The organism is Arthrobacter sp. efr-133-R2A-120, from assembly GCF_030209835.1.
Taxonomy (GTDB): domain Bacteria; phylum Actinomycetota; class Actinomycetes; order Actinomycetales; family Micrococcaceae; genus Arthrobacter.
In genome coordinates, this window is sequence record NZ_JARVRF010000007.1 from 38,446 (window position 1) to 61,665 (window position 23,220).

Annotated in this window: 24 protein-coding genes and 1 riboswitch; of the genes, 13 read left to right on the forward strand and 11 right to left on the reverse strand. The window is 63.8% G+C overall.

What is annotated here, in order from left to right; genetic code table 11:
* Nucleotides 1–20 precede the first annotated feature (20 nt).
* Nucleotides 21–1,232, reverse strand: coding sequence for a molybdopterin-synthase adenylyltransferase MoeB (gene moeB / locus QRN52_RS04625; protein WP_284751598.1), 1,212 nt, complete (start codon nt 1,230–1,232; stop codon nt 21–23).
* 103 nt (nt 1,233–1,335) lie between these two features.
* Here moeB and QRN52_RS04630 point away from each other — a divergent pair, with 103 nt between their 5' ends.
* The 3 genes from QRN52_RS04630 to QRN52_RS04640 are packed head-to-tail and all read left to right on the forward strand — an operon-like array spanning nt 1,336 to nt 2,588.
* The gene (locus QRN52_RS04630; RefSeq protein WP_284751706.1) at nt 1,336–1,974 is read left to right on the forward strand and encodes a TetR/AcrR family transcriptional regulator; all 639 of its coding nucleotides are present in this window, start codon (nt 1,336–1,338) and stop codon (nt 1,972–1,974) included.
* A 50-nt stretch (nt 1,975–2,024) separates the two neighbouring features.
* Nucleotides 2,025–2,249 carry a DUF3107 domain-containing protein gene (locus QRN52_RS04635; RefSeq protein ID WP_268021085.1) on the forward strand — a complete coding sequence of 75 codons (225 nt, stop codon included), beginning with the start codon at nt 2,025–2,027 and terminating at the stop codon, nt 2,247–2,249.
* 36 nt (nt 2,250–2,285) lie between these two features.
* The gene (locus tag QRN52_RS04640) at nt 2,286–2,588 is read left to right on the forward strand and encodes a hypothetical protein (protein WP_284751599.1); all 303 of its coding nucleotides are present in this window, start codon (nt 2,286–2,288) and stop codon (nt 2,586–2,588) included.
* Between the two features lie 50 nt (nt 2,589–2,638).
* Here QRN52_RS04640 and QRN52_RS04645 read toward each other — a convergent pair whose 3' ends face one another.
* The 4 genes from QRN52_RS04645 to thiO form a co-directional block, all read right to left on the reverse strand.
* Nucleotides 2,639–3,304, reverse strand: a complete 666-nt coding sequence (locus QRN52_RS04645) for a 4a-hydroxytetrahydrobiopterin dehydratase (RefSeq protein WP_284751600.1) — start codon at nt 3,302–3,304, stop codon at nt 2,639–2,641.
* A 60-nt stretch (nt 3,305–3,364) separates the two neighbouring features.
* Entirely contained in the window at nt 3,365–4,171 is an 807-nt protein-coding gene (locus tag QRN52_RS04650; RefSeq protein WP_284751601.1) for a thiazole synthase, read from the reverse strand.
* 3 nt (nt 4,172–4,174) lie between these two features.
* Complete coding sequence (gene thiS / locus QRN52_RS04655; RefSeq protein WP_269992862.1) at nt 4,175–4,411, reverse strand: sulfur carrier protein ThiS; 237 nt, start codon at nt 4,409–4,411, stop codon at nt 4,175–4,177.
* A complete protein-coding gene (gene thiO, locus QRN52_RS04660; protein WP_284751602.1) occupies nt 4,408–5,748 on the reverse strand; it encodes a glycine oxidase ThiO in 1,341 nt (446 codons plus the stop codon). The genes thiS and thiO overlap by 4 nt, the downstream gene beginning before the upstream one ends.
* A riboswitch (TPP riboswitch) is annotated at nt 5,740–5,859 on the reverse strand. Its footprint overlaps the gene before it by 9 nt.
* 26 nt (nt 5,860–5,885) lie before the next feature.
* Here thiO and thiE point away from each other — a divergent pair.
* From thiE to QRN52_RS04680, 4 genes are all read left to right on the forward strand, one after another.
* Nucleotides 5,886–6,575 carry a thiamine phosphate synthase gene (gene thiE / locus QRN52_RS04665; RefSeq protein WP_284751603.1) on the forward strand — a complete coding sequence of 230 codons (690 nt, stop codon included), beginning with the start codon at nt 5,886–5,888 and terminating at the stop codon, nt 6,573–6,575.
* A 37-nt stretch (nt 6,576–6,612) separates the two neighbouring features.
* Nucleotides 6,613–8,127 (forward strand): RNB domain-containing ribonuclease, encoded by a 1,515-nt coding sequence (locus QRN52_RS04670; protein WP_284751604.1) that lies wholly within the window; start codon nt 6,613–6,615, stop codon nt 8,125–8,127.
* A 291-nt stretch (nt 8,128–8,418) separates the two neighbouring features.
* The gene (locus tag QRN52_RS04675; RefSeq protein WP_284751605.1) at nt 8,419–10,113 is read left to right on the forward strand and encodes a DEAD/DEAH box helicase; all 1,695 of its coding nucleotides are present in this window, start codon (nt 8,419–8,421) and stop codon (nt 10,111–10,113) included.
* An 8-nt stretch (nt 10,114–10,121) separates the two neighbouring features.
* Complete coding sequence (locus tag QRN52_RS04680) at nt 10,122–10,985, forward strand: DNA-methyltransferase (RefSeq protein WP_284751606.1); 864 nt, start codon at nt 10,122–10,124, stop codon at nt 10,983–10,985.
* Here QRN52_RS04680 and QRN52_RS04685 read toward each other — a convergent pair.
* Nucleotides 10,982–11,827, reverse strand: a complete 846-nt coding sequence (locus QRN52_RS04685) for a PHP domain-containing protein (RefSeq protein ID WP_284751607.1) — start codon at nt 11,825–11,827, stop codon at nt 10,982–10,984. The two genes, QRN52_RS04680 and QRN52_RS04685, sit on opposite strands and share 4 nt — an antisense overlap.
* 80 nt (nt 11,828–11,907) lie before the next feature.
* On the opposite strand from QRN52_RS04685, the gene QRN52_RS04690 reads away from it, so the two are divergent.
* Nucleotides 11,908–13,491 carry an aminopeptidase P family protein gene (locus QRN52_RS04690; protein WP_284751608.1) on the forward strand — a complete coding sequence of 528 codons (1,584 nt, stop codon included), beginning with the start codon at nt 11,908–11,910 and terminating at the stop codon, nt 13,489–13,491.
* A gap of 77 nt (nt 13,492–13,568) precedes the next feature.
* On the opposite strand, the gene QRN52_RS04695 is transcribed toward QRN52_RS04690, so the two are convergent.
* Nucleotides 13,569–13,718: a hypothetical protein gene (locus QRN52_RS04695; protein ID WP_284751609.1), complete on the reverse strand. Its 150-nt coding sequence runs from the start codon at nt 13,716–13,718 to the stop codon at nt 13,569–13,571.
* Between the two features lie 268 nt (nt 13,719–13,986).
* Between QRN52_RS04695 and QRN52_RS04700 the strand changes: the two genes are divergently transcribed.
* Entirely contained in the window at nt 13,987–14,766 is a 780-nt protein-coding gene (locus QRN52_RS04700) for an ABC transporter ATP-binding protein (RefSeq protein WP_284751610.1), read from the forward strand.
* Nucleotides 14,723–17,206: an FtsX-like permease family protein gene (locus QRN52_RS04705; RefSeq protein WP_284751611.1), complete on the forward strand. Its 2,484-nt coding sequence runs from the start codon at nt 14,723–14,725 to the stop codon at nt 17,204–17,206. Before QRN52_RS04700 ends, QRN52_RS04705 begins: the two co-directional genes overlap by 44 nt.
* A gap of 3 nt (nt 17,207–17,209) precedes the next feature.
* Here QRN52_RS04705 and QRN52_RS04710 read toward each other — a convergent pair whose 3' ends face one another.
* The gene (locus tag QRN52_RS04710) at nt 17,210–18,031 is read right to left on the reverse strand and encodes a YflT domain-containing protein (RefSeq protein ID WP_284751612.1); all 822 of its coding nucleotides are present in this window, start codon (nt 18,029–18,031) and stop codon (nt 17,210–17,212) included.
* A gap of 76 nt (nt 18,032–18,107) precedes the next feature.
* Between QRN52_RS04710 and QRN52_RS04715 the strand changes: the two genes are divergently transcribed.
* Genes QRN52_RS04715 through QRN52_RS04725 form a run of 3 tightly spaced genes read left to right on the forward strand, consistent with a single transcriptional unit; the run spans nt 18,108 to nt 21,224 of the window.
* The gene (locus tag QRN52_RS04715) at nt 18,108–19,391 is read left to right on the forward strand and encodes a magnesium transporter MgtE N-terminal domain-containing protein (RefSeq protein WP_236812034.1); all 1,284 of its coding nucleotides are present in this window, start codon (nt 18,108–18,110) and stop codon (nt 19,389–19,391) included.
* A 49-nt stretch (nt 19,392–19,440) separates the two neighbouring features.
* A complete protein-coding gene (locus tag QRN52_RS04720) occupies nt 19,441–20,085 on the forward strand; it encodes a DUF1003 domain-containing protein (RefSeq protein WP_284751707.1) in 645 nt (214 codons plus the stop codon).
* Between the two features lie 11 nt (nt 20,086–20,096).
* Nucleotides 20,097–21,224, forward strand: coding sequence for an Mrp/NBP35 family ATP-binding protein (locus QRN52_RS04725; RefSeq protein ID WP_284751613.1), 1,128 nt, complete (start codon nt 20,097–20,099; stop codon nt 21,222–21,224).
* Between the two features lie 3 nt (nt 21,225–21,227).
* Here the strand turns inward: QRN52_RS04725 and QRN52_RS04730 are convergent, their stop codons facing one another.
* Genes QRN52_RS04730 through sigE form a run of 3 tightly spaced genes read right to left on the reverse strand, consistent with a single transcriptional unit; the run spans nt 21,228 to nt 23,205 of the window.
* The gene (locus QRN52_RS04730) at nt 21,228–21,611 is read right to left on the reverse strand and encodes a twin-arginine translocase TatA/TatE family subunit (protein ID WP_284751614.1); all 384 of its coding nucleotides are present in this window, start codon (nt 21,609–21,611) and stop codon (nt 21,228–21,230) included.
* A 31-nt stretch (nt 21,612–21,642) separates the two neighbouring features.
* Nucleotides 21,643–22,524 carry a hypothetical protein gene (locus QRN52_RS04735; RefSeq protein WP_284751615.1) on the reverse strand — a complete coding sequence of 294 codons (882 nt, stop codon included), beginning with the start codon at nt 22,522–22,524 and terminating at the stop codon, nt 21,643–21,645.
* Between the two features lie 36 nt (nt 22,525–22,560).
* Nucleotides 22,561–23,205, reverse strand: coding sequence for an RNA polymerase sigma factor SigE (sigE, locus tag QRN52_RS04740; protein ID WP_234748318.1), 645 nt, complete (start codon nt 23,203–23,205; stop codon nt 22,561–22,563).
* Nucleotides 23,206–23,220: the final 15 nt, after the last annotated feature.

The window sequence follows — 23,220 nt, forward strand, 5'->3', positions numbered from 1 at the left end:
CGCTCACCAGCATTGTGGGTTCAGTAAACCGGTTTGCCCGGCTCGACGTCGTGCACCCACGCCAGGATCCCGCCGTCGAGGTGGCTCACGCGCGTGTAGCCGGCGCGCTGTGCGGCCGCGAGCACCGCGGCGGAACGGGTGCCGCCCTTGCAGTGGAACACGATCTCTTTGTCCTGCGGCAGTTCCGTCCATGCCTCTCCCGCCAGGATGCGTCCCTGCGGGATGAGCACTGAACCGTCGATGCTCACGATCTCGTGTTCACCGATCTCGCGGACATCCACCAGTTCGAAGTCGCGCTCCCCCGCAGCGCGGGCCTCGAGCATTCCCGAAAGTTCGGTGGCGGTCACAGTCGGAACCGAGTCGCCCGCGGGCGCCGGGGTGATGCCACAGAAGGCTTCGTAGTCGGTCAATTCGGTGATCGGCTCGGCCTCCGGGTCTTTCGAAACCTTGATTTCGCGCCAGCTGCCGCCGAGCGCGTCAAAGAGCGCCACGCGTCCCAGCATGGAGCGCCCGACGCCGGTGATCAGCTTGACTGCCTCCGTCACCATGAGCGAGCCGACAGCGGCGCACAGCATGCCGAACACGCCGCCTTCGCCGCAGGACGGGACCGAACCGGCCGGAGGGGCCTCGGGATACAGATCCCGGTAGCTGGGTCCGTGCTTCTCCCAGAACACGCTGACCTGGCCGTCGAAGCGGAAAATGGATCCCCAGACGTACGGTTTGCCGAGAATCGCGGCAGCATCGTTGACCAGGTACCGGGTGGCGAAATTGTCTGCGCCGTCCAGGATGAGGTCGTAGCCGGAGAAAATCTCCAAAGCGTTGGAGGAGTCCAGGCGCACGTTGTGCAGTTGCACGTTGACCAGCGGATTGAGTTCCTTGATGGCGTCACGTGCCGATTCGATCTTCGGCCGGCCCACATCGCCGACGCCGTGGATGATCTGGCGTTGCAGGTTGCTGAGGTCTACGTCGTCGTCGTCCACGATTCCGAGCGTCCCCACCCCCGCGGCGGCGAGGTACAGCAACGCCGGAGAGCCCAGCCCGCCTGCCCCGATCACGAGGACTTTTGCATTCTTGAGCCGACGCTGACCGGCCGCTCCGATTTCGGGAATAATGAGGTGGCGCGAGTACCGTTCGACCTCTTCGGTGGTCAGCCCCGCGGCCGGTTCCACGAGTGGCGGCAGCGTTGAAGAAGGAGAGGGCGGCAACGTTTGGGCAGCAAAAATAGTGGCCATACTCCAAAGTATGCCTGCCGCTGCCGCCCGGTCATATTACTGCGCAGTATTGTGGTCATAACTGCAAAGGAAAGGCGGCAGACAAGTGGCTGAGAGTGCACGTATCAAACAGGAGGCACAGGTCAGGCAAGATCGGATCGGTTCGCCACGCTCGGCAAGGCTGCCACGCGATGAGCGCCGGGCCCAGCTCTTGAACGCCGCCTTGGAAGTTTTCGTTGCCAACGGCTTCCATGGTGCTGCGATGGACGAAATCGCCGAGACCGCCCATGTCAGCAAGCCGGTGCTGTACCAACACTTCCCGTCCAAGCGGGAGCTCTACATGGCCCTCCTCGACAGCCACCTGGCCATGCTCACGGACCAGATGCTGACGGCACTCAATTCGACGTCGGACAACAAGGAACGCGTCCAGGCCGTCATGCGCGCCTACTACCGTTTCATCGCGAGCGATGACCAAGCCCACCGGCTCGTCTTCGAATCCGATCTCATCAATGACCCGGACGTCAGCTCCCGGCTGGAAACTTTCAACCGCACTTTCGCCGACGCCGTCGCCAAGGTCATCGCCGAAGACACCAAGCTGCCTCCGCTGGAGGCCCAGTTGCTGGGCCGGGGCTTAGCAGGAATGGCGCAGGTCAGTGCCCGGTATTGGCTTGAGACCGATGGCGATTTGGACCTCGATGTCGCCAGCGATTTGATCTACCGTTTAGCTTGGCGCGGAATCAGTCGCTTCCCGAAAGAGTCCTAGGCTACAAATAGAGGACTGAGTAAATTCTTGATTGGCTGGGAGGCCCTGCTGTGGAAGTAAAGATCGGCATTCAGAACGTTGGCCGTGAGATCGTGCTGGAATCCGCTCTGGATGCCGAGGCTGTTGCCAAGATCGTGGGCGACGCCATTGCCAATGGCACGGACCTGCGTCTGACCGACGAAAAGGGCCGTCAGGTCATCGTTCCCGGCAACGTCCTCGGATACGTGGAGATCGGTGCCGAAGAAGTACGCCGGGTCGGCTTCGGCGCGCTCTAGCTCATACGTCAGAACACCAGCGAGCCAGGAGTCCGCATGCTTTCACTTGTCATCGTGGCGCTAGCCACCATCGCTTCAGGCTTCATCGTCTGGGGAAATGACAAACACCGTGGCACATATGGCATCGCCCTGCCCGCCGGTGTTTCCCTGGCCGTCGCCATGCTGAGTTGGATGATCTTCATCCAGCTTGGCTTTGGCTACCAGCCCGGGGTGACGTGGATCCCGTGGGTCCTGCCCGTCATTTTGGGTACCGTGGCGGCCGCGGTGGTCTCGTACTTCCTGGGCCGCCACCGGGCCCGGCACGACACCGCCCAGCTAACCGCGGCCCTCAGGCTCTAGCTGGCGGCGAGACCCTAGCTGGCGCCGCGGCTCTACCGCTTCGGCTCAATCTACAGATCCGGCCCGTCACCTGCTTCGGTGCAGAGGCACAGCCGGTTTCCTTGTGAATCCGTGACCACCACCCATTTGGGTGCGTGGTCACGGTCCATTAACGCACCCGTCGCCGCGGTTTTCTCCATGGCGGGTCCCGATTCAGCCTGGCTCCTGTGCACATCCAGGTGGATCCGGTTCGGGTTGGGTGTTTCAGTTGTTTGGAACCACACGTTGGGCCCTCGCCCATACGGGTCTTCGAGGTCTCCGAAGCGGCCTTTGCGGTAGCCGAGCGCCACCCTCCAGACTTCCGAGATCTCTTCCGGATCCGGGGTGTCGATTCCGACTTCAACCGTCCGGTAGAGCCCGGGTTCGGCCACTGCCCCGGCTTCCGCGGCCACCTGGCTGGCGTTCGTGGCCGCCCGGACGTCGCGCCGGGTCACCTCGCTCCCGGCGTCGTGGGAGGTGTACCGGACGAACACCCGGTTGAAGCGCCAGTCCAGGTCCGGGTGGTGGTTCTGCTGCTCGGCGATGCGCCCGACGGCGGCAACCAGCTCCAGTGCGGCAGCCGACGTCGGGGATTTATAGACGGTGACGAGGCCGCCAAGGCGGTACCGCCAGTCCGGCAGCTCCGCCAAGGCGTCGTCGATCGCGGACCTGCTAAGAACGTCATCCTTGCCGGCCATGGTGACTCCTTCGCTGACGGGGAAATTCGCAGGAATCCCCGGAGAGGCCAGCGTGGGCCGCTAGAGGAACTCGGCCCGGCCTTCCATCGCCGAGGAGGCCAGGGCGTGTTCCCGGCGCGGGATGCGGCCCGCCTGCTTCGCCAGCCTACCGGCGATGACTGCGTGTTTGAAGGCCTCGCCCATCTGCACCGGGTTCTGCGCACGGGTGACCGCGGTGGCCAGCAGCACGGCGTCGCAGCCGAGCTCCATGGCCAGCGCTGCGTCGGACGCGGTGCCGATGCCGGCGTCGAGCACTACCGGCACAGAAGCGCGGGACACAATCAGCTCGATGTTGTGGGGATTCAGGATGCCCAAGCCGGTGCCGATGGGCGCGCCCAAGGGCATCACGGCAGTGGCTCCGAGGTTTTCGAGGCGAAGTGCCAGCACGGGGTCGTCGTTCGTGTATGCGAAGACCTTGAATCCGCGGTCGACGAGTTTCTCGGTTGCGTCCACCAACTCCACGGCGTCCGGCAGGAGCGTGTGCTCGTCCGCGATGACCTCAAGCTTCACCCAATCCGTTTCCAAGGCCTCCCGGGCAAGCTCGGCTGTCATGACAGCATCCTTGGCGGTAAAACAGCCGGCCGTGTTGGGCAGGACACGGATGCCGTGGTCCACGAGCAACTGGAACAGCGAACCTGTTTCCGTCGGTGAGTACCTCCGCATGGCAACGGTGGTGAGTTCGGTGCCGGAGGCCAGCAAGGCTGCCCCCAGTCCGTCCAGGCTCGGGGCTCCGCCGGTCCCCATGATGAGGCGCGAGCCGAACTCAACACCGTCGATCACCAGGGCGTCGGTCCGGGTGCTTGCTGCTTCAGTGCTTGCCGTGGTCATGGTTCAGCCTCCCTGTACTGCGGTAACGATTTCGAGTTCGTCGCCCTCTGCGAGCGCGGTTGCCGCCCACTGGCTGCGCGGCACCACTTCGGAATTGCGTGCGACGGCGACGCCGATCTTGCGTCCGTCGGCCGCCTGGCCGCTCGAGTCCACAACCCGACCGGTGATGTGGCTGACGAGGGTGGTGACGGACGCGTCGTCGCTCAGCGTGTGGTCTGCGCCGTTCAATTTGATGTTCATGCGTGGTCCTTCGGAAGGGGATTCGAGGTATCGGCCGATGGGCCGTTTGTGGAGGCCCTTGCTGCTGAAAGGGGGCGGGAGAAGCGGTCCGGGCGGAATTTGCTCCACCGGGGATCGGCGGTGCCGTCCATCAGCCCGACGCAGATTTTCGCCGCCGCCGGAGTGAGCAGGACGCCGTGGCGGAAGAATCCGCTCGCCACGATGAGTCCGGGCACGGTCCCTTCGCTTCCTTCCACCCTTTCGGCACTTTTTACCCTTACACGGCCCAGCAGCGGTGCATTGTCCGGAGTGCCCGGACGGGCGCGGGCAGTTGCTTCCAGGAGCTCCAGTTCAGCCACGGCCGGGACCAGTACCTGGGCATCGCGGAGCAACTGGTACACACCGCCCGCCGACACCGGGTTGGCCGTTCCCCCGGACGCCGACAATCCGTCTTCACGTTGCGTTGCGCCGATCACCACTGTCCCGTCCTCGCGGGGAACGATGTAGACGGGCACTCCGCGCACGATTCCCCGCACTGTGGCGGTGACCAGAGGTTGCAGCTGGTCCGGGACGCGCAGCCGCAGTATGTCGCCGTACACGGGACGCAACGGGAGCGACAATCCATCCGGCAGGCCCTTCAAGCGGGCGGCGCCCAGGCCGTTGGCAACCACGGTTTCCGCGGCGAGCACTTTGACGCCTGAGCCAAGCACGGCCCCGACGACGCGTCCGTCCTCCCACAAGAGGCCCGCCGCCGTGTCGTGGACCGCAAAACCGCCCTCGGCCCCCGCAATCCAGCTGGAATTGCCCGGCTGGTGGTCTGCCAGTGCGCCTAGGATCGCGGCCGAAAGCCGGCGCGGATCCACTTGGTGGTCGCCCGGGATGTCGAAGGCACAGGAAATCTGCGGGCTCAACAGCGGCTCACGCTCCCGGGCCTCGCGCAACGGCACGGATTCCACCAGCAGGCCGTTGGCCAGTTGCACGTCCCGGAGGTCGGCGAGCGCCCGGCGGTCCGCAGCGTCCGCGCCGACGGCGAGGGTCGGCGTCGTACGGTAACCCGTGCTGCGTCCGGCACTTGAGCCAGTCACATTGTGTTCGAAGTCCGGCCACAATGCCGACGATTCGAGCATGAGTTCCAGGAGGTCCTCTTCCTGGTAGTGCAGTTCACTGACGGGCGCCAACATGCCCGCCGCCGCGAAGGTGGCTCCGCTGGCCGGTGCGGGATCGATCAGGGCAACCGAGCGGCCGGACCTTCGGGCTTCCGACGCGATGCCAAGGCCGATGACACCGCCTCCGATCACCACCGCATCCGCGTGCAGGGACGCGCGCAGGGGTTCGTGCCGGGTGTTTACTTCGTCCATGGAGTCCTTCCCTACGCCGGTACTAGCCGGATCAGGTCAAGCGGTCGGCGCTGAAGCCCTCTCAGCCGCGCGGCGATTGTGACTGCCGCCGCGGCTCCCGCGGTACCAGCCCAGTTTAGAGGAACTACTCTGTTTCCATGACCCAGCACGATGTCCACACCACCGCCCGCCTCTACCTCTGCACCGACGCCCGCAAGCAACAGGGTGATTTTGAGCAGTTTGTCGACGCCGCATTCGAGGGCGGCGTGGACATCATCCAGCTGCGCGACAAGACCATCGAAGCGGCAGAGGAACTGGAGCTCCTGGAGATCCTGCAATCCGTGGCGCACCGCCACGGCCGTCTCTGGGCCGTCAACGACCGCGCGGACGTAGCTTCCCTCTCCGGCGCACCGGTGTTCCATATCGGCCAAAAGGACATTCCACTGCGGGCGGCCCGGAAGCTGCTCCACGACCCCGCCATCATCGGGCTCTCCACGCACACGCCGGAACAGATTGACGCAGCCATCGCCGCATCACCCGGCCGCAGCGGCCTGGACTACTTCTGCGTCGGGCCGGTATGGGCCACCCCCACCAAGCCCGGACGCTCCGCCGTCGGGCTCGATCTGGTGAAGTACGCCGCCAACGCGGTGAAGCAGGCAGACGAGGAGACCGTCGGCGGTGTTGTGCTCCCTTGGTTTGCGATCGGCGGCATCGATCTCAGCAACGTGGAAGAGGTAGTGCGGGCTGGCGCCAGCCGCATCGTGGTGGTGCGAGCCATCACCGAAGCACAGGATCCGACGGCGGCGGCCCAGGCACTCCTGGCCGCCCTTGACGCAGCGGCGGCCTAGCGAGACGCCGAAAGATTTTGGAGTTACCCTGACTTTCGTGTCACATCAGCGGATAGCCCCGAATGTCAGTGAAACGTCGAACCGGCTCGCGGAAGCACTGGCGGCGCTTCGGACTGAACTCGAGCTGCCCGCCGGCTATCCCGTTGAAGCGCTGCGTGACGCCGAAGCCGCGGTTTCCGGACACACCCTGCCGGTGCAGGACCTCACGGACGTTCCGTTCATCACGATCGACCCGGCCTCTTCCACCGATCTGGACCAGGCCCTCTTCATTGACCGTTCCGGCGATGGTTACAGGGTTCTCTACGCCATCTCCGATGTGCCATCCTTTGTGCCGCCCGGAGGAGCGCTCGACGCCGAGACCCGCCACCGGGGGCAAACATACTACGCCCCGGATGGCCGCATACCGCTGCACCCCGAGATCATCAGCGAGCATGCCGGAAGCCTGTTGGCCGGCCAAACGTGCGGCGCATTTGTATGGGACTTCGAACTCGATGCCGAGGCGGAGTTCCGCACCGTCTCCGTCCGCCGGGCAAGCGTTCGCAGCCGCGCGAAGCTCAACTACAAGGGTGTCCAGGCGGAGATCGATTCCGGAACGGCCGATCCGGTCCTCCAACTCCTCAAGGACGTCGGGCTCAAGCGGGTGGAACTCGAACGCCGCCGCGGCGGAGCAAGCCTGAACATGCCTGAACAGGAAATCGTCCAATTGCCCGACGGCGAGGGGTACAGGATCGTCGCAGCTCCCTCGCTGCCGGTGGAGGACTGGAACGCCCAGATTTCCCTCATGACCGGGATGGCCGCCGCGCAACTGATGCTCGACGGCAAAGTGGGAATCCTGCGCACCATGCCGGCGCCCGATGAACGCTCGCTGCTCCATTTCAAACGGCAAACGGGGGCACTCGGCAAGCCCTGGACCGAGGGGACCAGCTATGGCGAGTACCTGCGGACCCTCGACGCCAAGGACCCCCGGCAACTGGCCATCCTCCACTCCGCGGGGCTGCTTTTCCGCGGCGCCGGCTACACGCCTTTCGACGGCGAAGTACCGGGAAGCGTCATGCAGTCAGCCATCGGCGCACCGTACGCCCACACCACGGCGCCATTGCGCAGGCTGGTCGATCGTTTTGTCCTGGTCATCTGCGAAGCACTGAGTAATGGAACAGAGATCCCTGCATGGGCCAGGGACGCTTTGCCGAGCCTGCCCGAGATCATGGCGTCATCCGACCAGCTTGCCGCCAAAATGGAGCGCCTGGCCCTGGACACCGTGGAGGCAGCACTCCTGGTGAACCACATCGGACAGGAATTCGACGCCGTCGTGATCTCCGGATCGAAACCCGCCAAGAACAACGGAAACGGCAACGGGAACAGCACCAACGGCAACAATGGAAACGGCAATGGGAACGGAGCCCCGCACGGCCCCTACGGCATCGTCCAGATCGCCGAACCCGCGGTCACCGCTCGTTGCGACGGCGAAATGGAGTCCGGTACGAAGGTCCGTGTGAAACTGCTTGACGCGGACATCGCCACCCGCGAAATCACCTTCGAACTGCTCCCGTAGCGCACTCAGTTCGCAGGCCTGGAACCGCGATCAGGGGTTTATTGCCCCCAGACGCTAGACTGTGTGAGTAGTAATGGATGCCCGGTCGTTGATTCAGTTAATTTTTTTTGACATCAACAAGCCCGCCCCTACGCGATCTTGAGATACACCAGCTGGTCCCCAGTGCCAGTATTTAGATAGCCCGCGATCGGCTTCCACTGGATTTGCTTGCGCCCATTCGTGCTCCGGAACGGCCCGGCCACAACCGTTGAGCACGCAGCGCAGCCCAAAATGAATAAGGAAAACTCCACTGTGAGTGAATTGCACACCCATGAAGTTCTGACAGACGGAACCGAAACGATCGAACCCGAGGAAACCATTTCCTCGGACGAAACACCGCACGAGATCGCAGAAAAGTCCTTCGCCGACTACAACGTCCGCGCCGACATCGTTGAATCCCTCGCCGATGCCGGAATCACCCACCCCTTCCCCATCCAGGCCATGACCCTCCCGGTGGCCTTGGGCGGTCACGACATCATCGGCCAGGCCAAGACCGGCACCGGAAAGACCCTCGGCTTCGGCATTCCGGCGCTGCAGCGCGTCGTCGGACCCGGCGACGCCGGCCATGAAAAGCTCGCTGTCCCGGGCGCACCCCAGGCCCTCGTGATTGTTCCTACCCGTGAACTCGCCGTTCAGGTGGCCAACGACCTCCAGACAGCATCGCGGAAGCGCAACGCCCGCATCGCTACCATCTACGGCGGCCGCGCTTACGAGCCCCAGATCGAAGCCCTGCAGAAGGGCGTCGAGGTTGTTGTCGGCACGCCCGGCCGATTGATCGACCTCTACAAGCAGAAGCACCTGAACCTCAAGAACGTTCGCATGGTGATTCTCGACGAAGCAGACGAGATGCTTGACCTCGGCTTCCTTCCGGACGTGGAGACGCTGATTGCCGGCACTCCCGCCGTCCGCCAGACTCTTCTCTTCTCGGCAACCATGCCCGGCCCGGTCATTGCCATGGCCCGCCGCTACATGACGCAGCCCACGCACATCCGTGCCGCCGACCCGAACGACGAAGGCCTGACCAAGCGAGACATCCGCCAGCTGATCTACCGTGCCCACAGCATGGACAAGATCGAGGTCGTGGCCCGCATTCTGCAGTCACGCGGCCGTGGCCGGACCATCATCTTCACCAAGACCAAGCGCACCGCAGCCAAGGTTGCCGAGGAACTCGTGGATCGCGGCTTCGCTGCCGCGGCTATCCACGGCGACCTCGGCCAGGGCGCCCGCGAGCAGGCCCTGCGCGCCTTCCGCAACAACAAGGTCGACGTCCTGGTGGCCACGGATGTCGCCGCCCGGGGCATCGACGTGGACGACGTCACGCACGTCATCAACTACCAGTGTGTCGAAGACGAAAAGATCTACTTGCACCGCGTTGGCCGCACCGGCCGTGCCGGCAACAAGGGCACCGCGGTCACGTTCGTCGACTGGGACGACGTCCCCCGCTGGGCCCTCATCAACAAGGCCCTCGGGTTGAGCTCTCCCGAGCCCGTGGAGACGTACTCTTCGTCCCCGCACCTGTTCTCGGACCTGGATATTCCGGAAGGCACCAAGGGCCGCCTGCCCCGCAACCAGCGCACCCTTGCGGGCGTCGACGCCGAGGTCCTTGAAGACCTGGGCGAGACCGGCAAGAAGAACTCCCGTTCCAGCGGCGATTCCGCGCGTGGACGCTCCGGCCGTGACGGTGGCCGTGAAGGTGCCCGCCGCGGTCCCAAGTCCGGCGACGCTCCGTCCCGGGAAGGCGACGGTGAGGGCGGACGCAACCGAACCCGCCGCCGTCGTACGTCCGAAGGTGAGGCAGCCCCCGCTGAGGCAACGGCCCAGTCTGCCGAGCCGCAGTCCGGCGAGGGCGCTGACAAGCCTGCCCGCGCACGTCGTTCCCGCACCCGCCGCCGCAACGGCGAAGTGGTATCCGCTTCCGGTGCATCCGGCGAGAGCACCGAGGCTTAACGGCCTCAATGACTGACCTTGTTTGGGCGCCGGACGGCAGCAATTTGGTGGTTCACGCGGACAACGCGGATTTCCTCCCGACGCTGCCGGACGGCGCCTTCACACTGATTTACGTGGACCCGCCCTTCAATACGGGCCGGGTCCAGAGCCGCCAGGAAACGCGCATGGTCCGCAACGCCGATGGCGACGGCGACCGCGTCGGCTTCAAGGGGCGCTCGTATGACACCATCAAGGGCGCCCTGCACCGCTACGACGACGCGTTCAGCGACTACTGGTCCTTCCTGGAACCCCGGCTCGTGGAGGCCTGGCGCCTGCTCGCGGACGACGGCACTTTGTACTTGCATCTCGACTACCGCGAGGTGCACTACGCCAAGGTCATGCTGGACGCGATCTTCGGCAGGGAGTGTTTCCTGAACGAGATCATCTGGGCCTACGACTATGGCGCACGCGCCAAGAACCGCTGGCCCACCAAGCACGACAATATCCTCGTGTACGTCAAGAACCCCTCGAAGTACCACTTCGACAACGCCGAGGTTGACCGTGAGCCGTACATGGCACCTGGCCTCGTGACGCCCGCCAAACGCGAACTGGGGAAGCTTCCCACGGATGTTTGGTGGCACACCATCGTTTCCCCGACCGGCAAGGAAAAGACCGGCTACCCGACGCAAAAGCCCGAAGGACTGGTCCGGCGGATCGTCACGGCATCGAGCCGGCCAGGAGACTGGTGCCTCGATTTCTTCGCCGGCTCGGGCACCCTCGGTTCAGTCGCGGCGAAACTCGAGCGCAAGTTTGTGTGCGTGGACCAGAACGCCCCGGCAATCGAAGTGATGCGGAAGCGCCTGGACGGCAAGGCCACCTTCTATCCCACCTAGCGGACCACAAAACTTCCCGTGCCCAGTTCCTCGATGCGGGCCAGGACCTCGGGGGACGTCAGGTTCTCCCCGAGCAGATTGGGCTTGCCGGTTCCGTGGTAGTCGGACGAACCGGTCATGAACAAGCCGTGTTCGGCGGCCAGGCGGCGCAGGAACACGCGGCCTTCCTCGGGATTGTCGCGGTGTTCCACTTCCAGCCCCAGGAGGCCGGCGTCGATCATTTCCCGGTAAGTCCGTTCCCCGACTACCCGGCCGCGGGCCGAAGCCACTGGATGCGCGAAAACAGGGACACCGCCCGCCGCGCGGACGAGCTCGACGGCGAGCGCCGGGTCGGGTGCGTAGTGCTGCACGAAGTAGCGCGAGTGCGAAGTCAGGATCGCGGTGAACGCTTCGGAGCGGCTCGCAACGGCACCGGCGGCCACGAGGGCGTCGGCGATGTGGGGCCGGCCCACTGTGGCACCCGGAGCCACATGATGAATGACATCGTCCCAGCTCAAGGGGTAATCCTCCGCCAAAAGCGTGACCATGCGCTTGGCGCGGGTGAGCCTCGCGTCCTTCGCCTTGGTGATTTCCTCGAGCAGGCCTGGATGTGCGGGATCATGGAGGTAGCTCAGCAGGTGGACGCTGATCCCTTCCCGGGTGCGGCACGAGATCTCAATCCCCGGAACGAAAGCCACCCCGAATTCGAGGGCCGCGACGGAGGCCTGCTCCCATCCGTCGGTGGAGTCGTGGTCGGTCAGGGCCACCACATCCAGACCCGCAGCAGACGCGGAAGCGATCACTCCCGCGGGAGCCTCGGTCCCGTCGGAAACATTGGAGTGCGCGTGCAGGTCGATCTTCACTTTCCAAGCGTATTTGATTAGGGGCGGCTTGGACCGTTGCGGCGTTGGCCTAGTGTCGGCCTTGATGGGACGATGGGACGGTGAACGATGCAGAAAACACCCAAAACGGTGATACCACAGCCTCCCAGCCACTGGAGGAGCGCGTCAACAACCGCTCCCAGCGGCCCACATCCGATGCCTTCAAGGCGTTCATGGCCAGCAATTGGGCGCCCTCGCCGCAGGTAACCCCTGCACGTGACGCCGTCGCAGACCACGCCGCCACCCGACGTCGGGCCATCTCCGACAAGTTCGCGGGCCTACGACTCGTCGTACCGGCCGGCCCGCTCAAGGTCCGCTCGAACGATTGCGACTACCGCTTCCGCCCACACTCCGGTTTTGCCCACCTCACGGGCTTGGGCCTGGACCACGAGCCCGACGCCGTGCTGGTCCTGGAACCTGTCGAGGAGGGAACCGGCGACGACGGCGGCAACCACCTCGCGACGCTCTACTTCCGCCCGCTGGCCGGCCGGGACACGGAACAGTTCTACGCCGACTCGCGTTCCGGTGAGTTCTGGATCGGCGCGCGCCCAACGCTCGAAGAATTCGAAGCGCGCCTCGGACTCAGGACGGCACATCTCGACGAACTCGAGATGGCCATCACCAAGAACGTAGGCGCCCCGGAAATCGGTGGCATCTCCATCCGCCTGGTCCGCAAAGTCGACGAGAACATCGATGCCCTCGTGGACACCGCCCGCTACAACACAGCCAAGGATCCGGAGAACCTGGACCTCGGCGAACTCGATGCCCTCGACGAACTGCTCAGCGAGGCGCTCTCCGAGTTGCGCTTGCTCAAGGACGCCTGGGAAATCGAGCAGATGAAGATCGCCGTGGCCGCGACCGTGGAGGGTTTCGCCGACGTCGTCCGTGCCCTCCCCCGCGCCATGACCCACCACCGCGGCGAACGCGTTATTGAAGGCGCTTTCTTCGCGCGTGCCCGTGAGGAAGGGAACGAGCTCGGCTATGACACCATCGCGGCCGCCGGAAACAACGCCACGGTGCTGCACTGGACCCGGAACACGGGCAAGGTCAACGCCGGGGAACTCCTGCTGCTGGACGCCGGCGTGGAGGCAGACTCGCTCTACACAGCCGACGTCACGCGTACCATTCCGGCCAACGGAAAGTTCTCGGACGTCCAGCGCAAGGTCTACGAAGCCGTCCTTGACGCCGCCGACGCCGGATTCGCCGCAGCACAGCCCGGCGTGAAGTTCCGTGACATCCACACGGCCGCCACCACGGTGCTCGCCGAGCGCCTTGCCGAGTGGGGCCTGCTGCCGGTCTCCGTCGAAGAAGCCATTAGTGCCGAGGGCCAGCAGCACCGCCGCTGGATGCCGCACGGTACCAGCCACCACCTTGGTCTGGATGTCCATGACTGTGCCCAGGCCAAGCGTGATCTCTACCTGGACGGCGTGCTCACCGAGGGCATGGTGTTCACCATCGAACCCGGGCTCTACTTCAAGAACGAGGACCTCGCCATTCCGGAGGAATACCGCGGAATCGGCGTCCGGATCGAGGACGACATCCTGATGACGGCTGACGGTCCCGTCAACCTCAGCGCCGCCCTCCCCCGCAAGGCCGACGACGTCGAGTCCTGGATGGCGGGCATCTACCAGGACGCCGAAGCGTAGCCGCCGAGGCAGAACGCACGAGGAGGGCTACCGGATCTTGATGATCCGGCAGCCCTCCTCTTTTGCTTTGGGCGGCCCTAGTAATGATGGCCGGCCGCGATGGGCAGGTGCTCCTGTGCCATGTCCTGCTGGCGTTCAAACACGTAGACGCCGGCCACCGTCCACTTAATTTCGGGTTTTTTACACGGAGATTTGCCGTTTTGACCACTGAGATTGACGAATTCCACACGGAGACGCCCCTCGGCACTTGTACCCTCCTCCTAGGCGCAGCACCGATAGTCGATCCCCCGTTTGGTGCTGTTGCCATGCTTGGTTCGTTGGTGGCGAGGCTTGTGTATCGCCACCAACGAACCAAGTGAGATAGCAAGAACGTCGCCGCTCCCTGCTTGCCGTTTGGGAGGTCATCGAGTCGGAGCTTCTCGCCGGAGAAGTCGGAGAATGGGAAATGTGGTTCGAATTTGAGCGGATGCTCCCCCAGGTCTGGGCCATCGAGACATGACCGGCAACCTTCCCGCCATTTCCCTCAAAAGCGTTCGTCGCCACTATGACGACGGTGCCGGAAACGAGAAAGCCGCACTAGACATTGCTGAACTGGAGATCCAGCCGGGTGAACTTGTTGCCGTCATTGGCCCATCTGGATCCGGCAAGTCAACCCTGCTCCAATTGCTCGGTCGAATCGATTCGCCGACTGCAGGGAGTATAGACGTAGCAGGACTCCGGGTCTCCGAGATGGATGAAAAACAGAAGACAATCTTCCGGCGGGAGAATATTGGATTCATTTTCCAGGCATTTCATCTTGTTCCGAGCATGACGGTGGTGGAGAACGTCGGGTTGTCATCGATTGTTTCCGGTCAAAGAGGCTTTCGTTGGCGATCAGATGCTCTGGTGCTGCTCGATCAGCTGGGATTGCTTGAATATGCCGATAGGTTTCCCGATCAATTGTCAGGCGGGCAACGTCAGCGGGTCGCCGTCGCTCGAGCGCTATTCGGGGCTCCTAGCGTCGTCCTAGCCGATGAGCCGACAGGAAGCCTCGACTCCGGGAATAGGGATATTGTTCTCTGTCTGATTCGCGACGCGATCGGAGACGGTCGTCGCACGACCGGGCTGATGGTCACCCATGATCCATATGCTGCGAGTTACGCCGACCGGATCATCGCGCTGCGGGACGGGAAGATCGTTGATCAACTTGACCTGACCCTCAACGGACCACATCGGGAGGGAGATTCTCACCATGATGAGCGCGTTCGCTCGTGGTTTGCGGCAACTTCGCTTTGATTTTTCCCGATATGGAGTCGCAGCGGTTGCGCTGGTGTTCGGCGTTGCGCTCACTTTCGGCACCCTGCTTACATCGAAGAGCATCAACGACCAGCTGTCGCAAGGAGCCGGCTCGCTGTCGGGCATAGGCGACGTCGCGGTCGTGCCTGCTATTCCCGGGACCACGGTCCCGGAGAGCGCAGTGAAGGCCGTGGCGGATCTCCCTGGCGTTGCGACGCCGATCCCGACTCTGGCACGGAATTCGAGCGTCCGGCCTGCGGGAACCGTTGGAACAGGCCGCCCGCTGACGGTTACGGGTTACCCCACGACGTTCAACACTGAGCTTCAACTCATGAGGCTTGAGCTTCGGGGCGGGCTCCCTGCCGTAAGCAAGCCTGAGGCACTGGTTCCGTCTGACGTGGCTTCGCGCTTAGGCGTAGACGTTGGCGATTCGCTGGTGGTCGCGTCGAGCGACGCAACCACCCAACTGCGCATTGTGGGCGTGTTCAATGGCAAGGTTCTTGGTCCGTTGGCGTACGACAACATTTTTGTCGATTTGTCCTACGCCCAGATGATCTTCAAGCAACAAGGCCAAGTATCGAGGGTTGACATCCAGCTGGCGGCCGGGACCTCCGCTGAACGCTGGCAGAGCGAGTATTCGTCCAGCCTGCCTCCTCAGTTCAAAGTACAGGACACTTCTGCCTTCAATTCGACCCTCGGTCCCCTCATCGCGGTTGTTTCACTCATCTTGATGATCGCCTCCGGCACCGTACTAGGCATCTCGATCCTCTTATCAGCGATGGCCTTCCAGTCCGTAGTGAATGCCCGCCGGCTGACTTATGGTGTCATGTGCGCTGTCGGCGCCCGCGGTTCCTGGCTGGCGGGCGCCGTCTTGTGTGAGGCACTGATGCTCGCGTTCGCGTGCTCGATGGTCGGGCTGGGGCTTGGGTTTGGTGTCAGCTGGATCCTCAACCAAGGCCTATCGTCTGTTGGCAACATACCTCCAGCAACCGTGGCGGTCGAACTTTGGCAAGTTCTGCTTGCCATCCTGAGCGGGGTCGCCGCGGGCTGCGCCGGGGCGGCCCGGGCCATAGTGAAAGTGCTGCGCCAGGCCCCTCTTACGGCCATCTCGCCCGAAGACGCGGAGCGCAGGTCTTCAAAGAAATTCCGCGTCGCCCTCGGCATCATGCTCCTCATATTCGGAGCGGGCAGCTACTTGTTCGACTCGCTCGTCGTCAAGCTCATTGGCTTCGTCATATCGCTGGCCGCCGCGGGCTTCCTTGCTCCGTCAATTCTCATCGCCTGCACCAGGCTACAGATCTTCAGAGGGTGGACGGGCAAGGCTGCGGCTCAGCGTCTACGCAACCACACATCGCTCGACTCGACGACGGCCATCATGGGCGTTGTCGTCTGCCTGGCTGCGGCCCTTGTGATCGGGGTCGGCTCTGTACGGAGTGCCATGACGGAGCAGATTGGCCGTCAATTCGGGGCCGACATTCAAATATCGTCCACGACGCCCATCGCTGAAAAATTAGACGAACGCCTGGCGGCAATTCAATTGATCAACAGGGTTTCGGACACAGTTTGGGATCACGCAGCATTGCAGTTCCAAGGCGCCACGAGCCAGGTTGCAATCCTGGCTGTCGATCCAAATAGCTACTTCGCCACAGCTCAGCTTCCGTGGAGTCAGGGAAGTGACGGATCTGCACCCGCTGCCCTGAAAAAGGGAGGCGCGGTCATCATTCCTGAAGCGCTCGCCGCGAGCCGCGATATTTCCTTGGGCGACACCGTCCAATTAGATCGAGCAGGCAAGACCCTCTCGCTTCGCCTTGTCGGGACGTACGCGTCCTTGGCAACAGGAAACCAGGTGGTGATGAGTCGCAACGCGGCAGCCGAGCTCGGAATTACTGGATCCAACGGCTGGAATGTAGAAGCGAGGCCGGGTGCCGACGTCACAGCGCTCCGGGACACGATCGCTGATTCAGTTGCCGACATCCCTGGGGTCTCGGTGATCACTGCCGCCAAAATGAAGGAGCGCGCAGAATCAGAGCTCGGCTCCTACGCCGGAGCCGCCTTCGGCATCGTTGTGCTGGCGCTCAGTCTCGGCGCGCTCGGCGCGGCCGGCCTGTTCTCAGTCGACGTCGCTCGTCGGGAGAAAGAGTTCGGGATGTTGCGCGCGATTGGTGCCACCCGGGGCGACATCACGAGGCTCGTTGCCGTTGACGCGATCTTGATCGGAATTGCGGCGCTGGCTGCGGGACTTCTCGTTGGTCAGTTGGCTGGGTGGGTACTAACCCAGCTTGTCGCCGGGGCACTCGGCGTGACGCTGAGCACGACTTTTTCCGTCCTGCCATTCAGTGGAATCGCAATTGTCACCTTGACTGCCTTATGCCTGGCGGCGATAGGACCGAGCCGCAGGGCGGCTCGAATAGAGCCTGTAGCGGCCCTGAGGGCCGAGTAATAACTACTGCTTCGCCTGATCCTCACCGTTTCCGGTCTGCTCGCCGTTTCCTGGTTCGTTCACCCGCACACCGTACTGCGGCCGGCCATCGGGAAGGTCCGGGTAGCGAACGCCGGTGGTTGGCCGCGCGGCCGCGACCGGGGCATCTGCGACAGGCTGGGCGGCCTCACCAGCCGTTCCCTGTGCTGCTTCGGGTCCACGCTGGCCGTAAGGATCCTGCCAAGAAGCCGGGCGCTCCGGGGCCGGGCCCTGCGGTGCACTTGGATGGACCGGCGGATTCCGGTAGTCCTGCGGCGTGTATGCCTGCGGCGGCCGGCCGAAAGCCGCCTCGGCGGGATTCATCGGCAACTGGTGAAGTAGCCGGCGGGCTTCCTGTGACGCTTCCAGCGCGACAATCACGTCATAGTTCGTCGCCACCACCTGGCTGGTGGAGGTGAAGTCCCGCTTCCCGCGCTGCGCAGCGTAGGTGACGATCCCAAAGAGCATGAAGAATGCCGCACCCATGAGGACCGACGTCACGATCGAGAAGGGGCCTCCGGCCGGGGTGAAGAACGAAAGCATGACGCCCACGAACAGGCCGAACCACATACCGCTCAGGGCGCCGGACAAAGCGACCCGGGGGTAACTGAGCCGTCCCGTTACCCGCTCCACCATTTTGAGGTCGTTTCCGACAATGGAGACATGCTGGACGGGGAACTGCTGGTCGGCAAGGTAATCCACCGCCTTTTGGGCATCGAGATAGGAAGTGTAAGAGCCCACGGTGTCGCCTTTGGGGACGCTGCGGGATTCCTCCGTGGCCTTGGGGGCACCGAAAATGTTCGCCATACCCCCATTCTGTCCCATACACATGTGAACCGGCTGAAATTCAGCTAAAAGAGAGCAGACTCGGTAGCCTGTAAGGGTGAGCACAAATCCGTCACGCATCTTTGTTGCGCGCTTGCTCGGCCTCGACGTTTTCGACCCCCTGGGCGATCGCCTGGGCCGGCTGCGCGATGTCGTGGTGCTCTCGCGCGGCCTGCGCGGGGCCCCGCACGCAGTGGGTATCGTCGTCGAAGTTCCGGGCAAGAAGCGCGTCTTCGTTCCCATGACGAGGCTGACGTCCATGGACCAGAGCCAGATCATCTGCACCGGGCTGGTCAATCTGCGCCGCTTCCAGCAACGCGGCGCCGAGCAACTGGTGGTCGGCGAGCTCTTTGACCGCAAGGTGACCCTTAAAGACGGCAGCGGCGACGCCATCATCGAAGACATCGCCATGGACCAGCAGCGCAACGGTGACTGGCTGGTCTCCAAACTTTTCATTCGACGCGGCACGTCCACCTCCAGGCTCCGGGGGTTGCGCCGCGGTCATACCCTCCTTGTGGACTGGGCGGACACGCTGCAGGGCTCCGAGAACGATCCCCAGGGTGCAAGCCACTTCGTTGCTACTCACGAGGACCTCAAACCGGCCGACTTTGCCGATGCACTCCAGGAAATGTCGGACAAGCGACGGATCGAAGTGGCCAGCGAACTGCAGGACGAACGCCTCGCCGATGTGCTCCAGGAATTGCCCGAAGAAGACCAAGTCACCCTGTTGTCCGCTTTGGACAACGAACGTGCAGCCGACGTGCTGGAAGAAATGGACCCGGACGACGCCGCCGACCTGTTGGCGGACCTGCCTTCCGCGAAGGCCGAGGAACTGCTGCTCCTGATGGAGCCCGACGAGGCCGACGACGTCCGCAGGCTCCTGCAGTACGACGAAGACACTGCCGGCGGCCTCATGACCCCGGTTCCCGTTATCCTGCCCCCGGAAGCCACGGTCGCTGAAGCGCTGGCCCATGTGCGCAGCGAAGAGCTTTCCCCCGCCCTGGCCTCGGCCATCTTCATCTGCCGCCCGCCGTTGGAGACCCCCACGGGGCGCTTCCTCGGCGTCGTGCATATCCAGCAATTGCTCCGCAGCGCCCCGCCCGAACAGCTCGGCAGCATCGTGGACAAGAACCTGGAGCCGGTTTCCGATCACGCCAGCGTCAGCGAGGTCAGCCACACCATGGCCTCCTACAACCTCAACTCCCTCCCGGTCGTGAATAGCGCCGGCCGTCTCGTAGGGGCGGTGACTGTTGATGACCTCTTAGACCATTTGCTCCCGGACGACTGGCGAACCCACGAAGACGGAGCCCCGATCAGGAAACTAGGAGGCCGAATTGGCTGAGAAGCCCACCAGCGGAGGACTGGACACGCCGCTCGAGCTGCGCTCCCGCATGCTGCCGAATTTCGGCAGCGATCCCGATGCCTTCGGCCGGTTTGCCGAGCGATTCGCCCGCTATATGGGTACGGCGAATTTCCTGTTCTACATGACGATCTTCGTGGTCGTCTGGATCGCGTTCAACGTCATTGGCTTGTTCGGCTTCCAATGGGATCCCTACCCGTTCATCCTCCTCAATCTTTTCTTCTCCACGCAGGCCTCCTACGCTGCGCCCTTGATCCTGCTGGCCCAGAACCGCCAGGATGACAGGGACCGCGTGACAATCGAGCAGGACCGCGCCCGTGACGAGCGCAATCTGGCTGACACCGAATACCTGACCCGCGAGGTCGCAGCCCTCCGCATCGCCTTGCGCGAGGTCGCTACCAGGGATTACGTGCGTGCCGAACTCCGCTCGCTGCTGTCAGATCTGCTCGAAGCCCAGGAAGAGTTGGGTCCGAACAATTCCGGCGGCTCCAATAACGGCGAGAAAGCCAAGGACAAAATCAAGGACAAGCGCAACAAACAGCGCAATCCCCCCACCCAGCAGATCCCCAAGATCCATCCGGCGCATTCCAGCGCTGACCAATCCGAACCCGACCTCTCGGCCGTCGGCACGGCGCCGGCGCGGAACCCGGGTCCTCCCAACCAGCCCGAAAGCTGAACACCCACCCCATGAGCACTCCATCCGTCGAGGCCCTCAACGCTGCCTTGGCAACCGTCATCGATCCCGAACTCCGCCGTCCCATCACGGAATTGGGGATGCTGGATTCGGTCGAGGCCAGTCCGGACGGAACCGTCCGGGTTGCGGTGCTGCTGACCATCGCCGGCTGCCCCTTGCGGGAAACCATCACGACCGACGCCACTGCCGCCCTTACGCGGGTTCCGGGCGTGACCGGCGTCGAGGTCGAACTCAAGGTCATGACGCAAGCGCAACGCGATGCCCTCAAAGAACGTCTGCGAGGCGCAGGCGGGCAACGCGGAATCCCCTTCAACGAACCGGGCTCCCTGACGAAGGTCTTCGCCGTAGCCAGCGGCAAGGGCGGTGTAGGCAAGTCCTCGGTGACGGTCAACCTTGCGTGTGCCCTTGCGGCACAAGGGCTGCGCGTCGGAATCGTCGACGCCGATGTCCACGGTTTCTCCGTCCCGGCGCTCATGGGAATCACGCAGCAGCCCACACGCGTGGACGACATGATCCTCCCGCCCGTGGCCTTCGGCGTGAAGGTGATCTCCATTGGCATGTTCGTTTCCGGGAACAAGGCAGTGGCCTGGCGCGGGCCCATGCTGCACCGCGCCCTGGAACAATTCCTCACGGATGTCTATTTCGGCGATCTGGATGCCCTGTTCCTGGATCTTCCGCCCGGCACGGGCGACATCGCCATCTCGGTGGCGCAGTTGCTTCCCAACGCCGAAATCCTCGTGGTCACCACCCCGCAGGCCGCGGCAGCGGATGTTGCCGAGCGCGCCGGAACCATCGCTACTCAGACGGGCCAGAAGCTTGCCGGAGTCGTGGAGAACATGTCCTTCCTGGAACTGCCCGACGGCGGCAGGATGGAGTTGTTCGGAAGCGGCGGCGGGCAGGTGCTGGCTGAGCGGCTGAGCACCGCCGTCGGAACCGACGTTCCGCTGTTGGGACAAATCCCCTTGGACATCCGTCTGCGCGAAGGCGGAGACGCAGGCCTCCCCGTGGTGTTGACGGCTCCGGAGACGGCCGCCGCACAGGCACTTCAGGGCATCGCGGGCAAGCTCAACGCCAAGCCTCGCGGCCTGGCTGGTATGTCCCTAGGGATCCAGCCGAAATAGCTTCTAGGTGGCCTCAGCGTCGAAGGGCGCTTTCTCACCGACGGAAAGCCGTTCAACAACCCGCTCGGGAACTTTCGGCGCGGCGTCCACGGCTGCTACAGCGGCGGGCGCACCGTCGCTGACAGGCTTCGTGTCGTCGTCGAGCAGCGCTTCCTTGATGATGCGGCGCGGATCGTACTGGCGCGGGTCATACTTCTTCCAGTCGACTTCATCGATGTCGATGCCGACTTCTTCCTTGATCTGCTCACGGGCACCGGACGCCATGCGCCGCAGTTCCTTGACCAGATTCGTCAACTTCCGCGTGTATTCAGGCAAACGGCTGGGACCGATCACGATGACGCCGATGATCAGCAGGATGAGAAACTCCGAGCCATTGATTCCAAACACGTATCGAAGATTACCTTGTCTGTTGGTGCGCTCAGAAACCCGCGAGGCCGGCCAGGGCGTGGAGTCCCCGTTGCAAGCGTTCGTTCCAGGTCTCTGCACTGTTTTCGGCGGGCCGGGCAACCATCAGCGAGTCGCCGGCCTTCACGAGCTCCGGAACGGCTCCCGCAGCCTGGTTCGCAGGCAGGTCGGAGGAATAACGCAGCACGGCCACGGGCGAGGAGTAGACGGCTTGCCACGGGGCCCCCTGGGTGATGGACAGCTGGGTTCCCGAAGTGCTGCTGCCCTCCAAGTGCTGCTCCACCATGGTGGCGTGGTGGTCACCGTCGCTGAGGTGCAGCTCAACGGCGGGGTGCCCGTCCTGCATCAAGGCCCGGGCGGAAACCACATGGTATCCCATGCTTGCCATTTCGGGACATGCCCAGCCGTCTTTCCGCAGCTCGGACAACTGCTGCTCGCTCAGGCTCACCGTTCCGGCTACGCTGACCGGCAGGCTCAACTGCGACCCTGTCATGGGCAGCTGCTCGCCGGAGTTTCCGGGCACGGTTGAACTGACCAAGGTCCGGACTTCCTGCTCTCCCCGGTTAGACGCCTGTGGCGCAACTTCACCGCCGAGCGCGTAGGCTGCAACCGCGAGGATTCCGGCGCTGACGGCGAGTCCGCCGGCGGCGGCACTGGCAAGCCGGACACCGTGCCACACGCTTCGCTGAGGCGCAGGGCGCTCAGGAAAATCGGATTGCGCCAACCGCTGCGTGTGCTCAATCAGCCTGTTGGTGAAATCCTGGCTGGCCTCAGGGACGGCGGCGCGGCGAAGCCGTTCGAGGTACTGGCGTTCCCGCAGGACCGCGGCGTGGCATTCAGAGCACTTCTGCAGATGGCCGGGGGCGCGGCTGTGCCGGATAGTTCCCCGGGCCAAACCACCGCGTCGTCCTTTCAGCAGACCCATCGGCGACTAAAGGAGACCGGCGATGCGCGGCATCTTGAGCCGCGGTTTGCGGGCTTGGACCGGACGCGGATCCCGGTGGGCGAGCTTTTCGCGGAGCATTGTCCGTCCGCGGTGGATGCGGGACCTGACGGTCCCCAGTTTCACGTCGAGCGCTTCGGCAACTTCGTCATAGGAGAGGCCTTCAAGGTCGCAAAGCACGACGGCGGCGCGAAAGTCCGGGGGGAGTTCTTCCAGGGCGCGCTGGACGTCGAGATCGAGGTTGTTCAGCTCGAAGCTCTGCTCCGGACCGGGTTCATGCCCCGGCAGGCGGGATTCGGCGTCCTCGGCCAAGGCGTCGAAGCGTATACGGCTCTTCCGGCGCGCCTGGTCAAGGAAGAGGTTGGTGGTGATGCGGTGCAGCCAGCCGTCGAGTGTGCCTGGCTTGAAGTTTTCGAGCGAACGGAAGACCCTGACGAAGACTTCCTGGGTGAGGTCCTCGGCGTCGAACTTGTTTCCAGTGAGCCGATAGGCAAGGCGGAAGACCTTGGCGGAGTGGTTCTCCACCACTTCCTCCCAGCTTGGCCTGACCCATTCTTCGGCCGGCGGGGCCGTGTCGGTGGAACCCAGGACTGCTGCCGTTGTCTGGACTGGCGCAGCACTTGATGCCCGCATCGTCCGCTCCCCTCA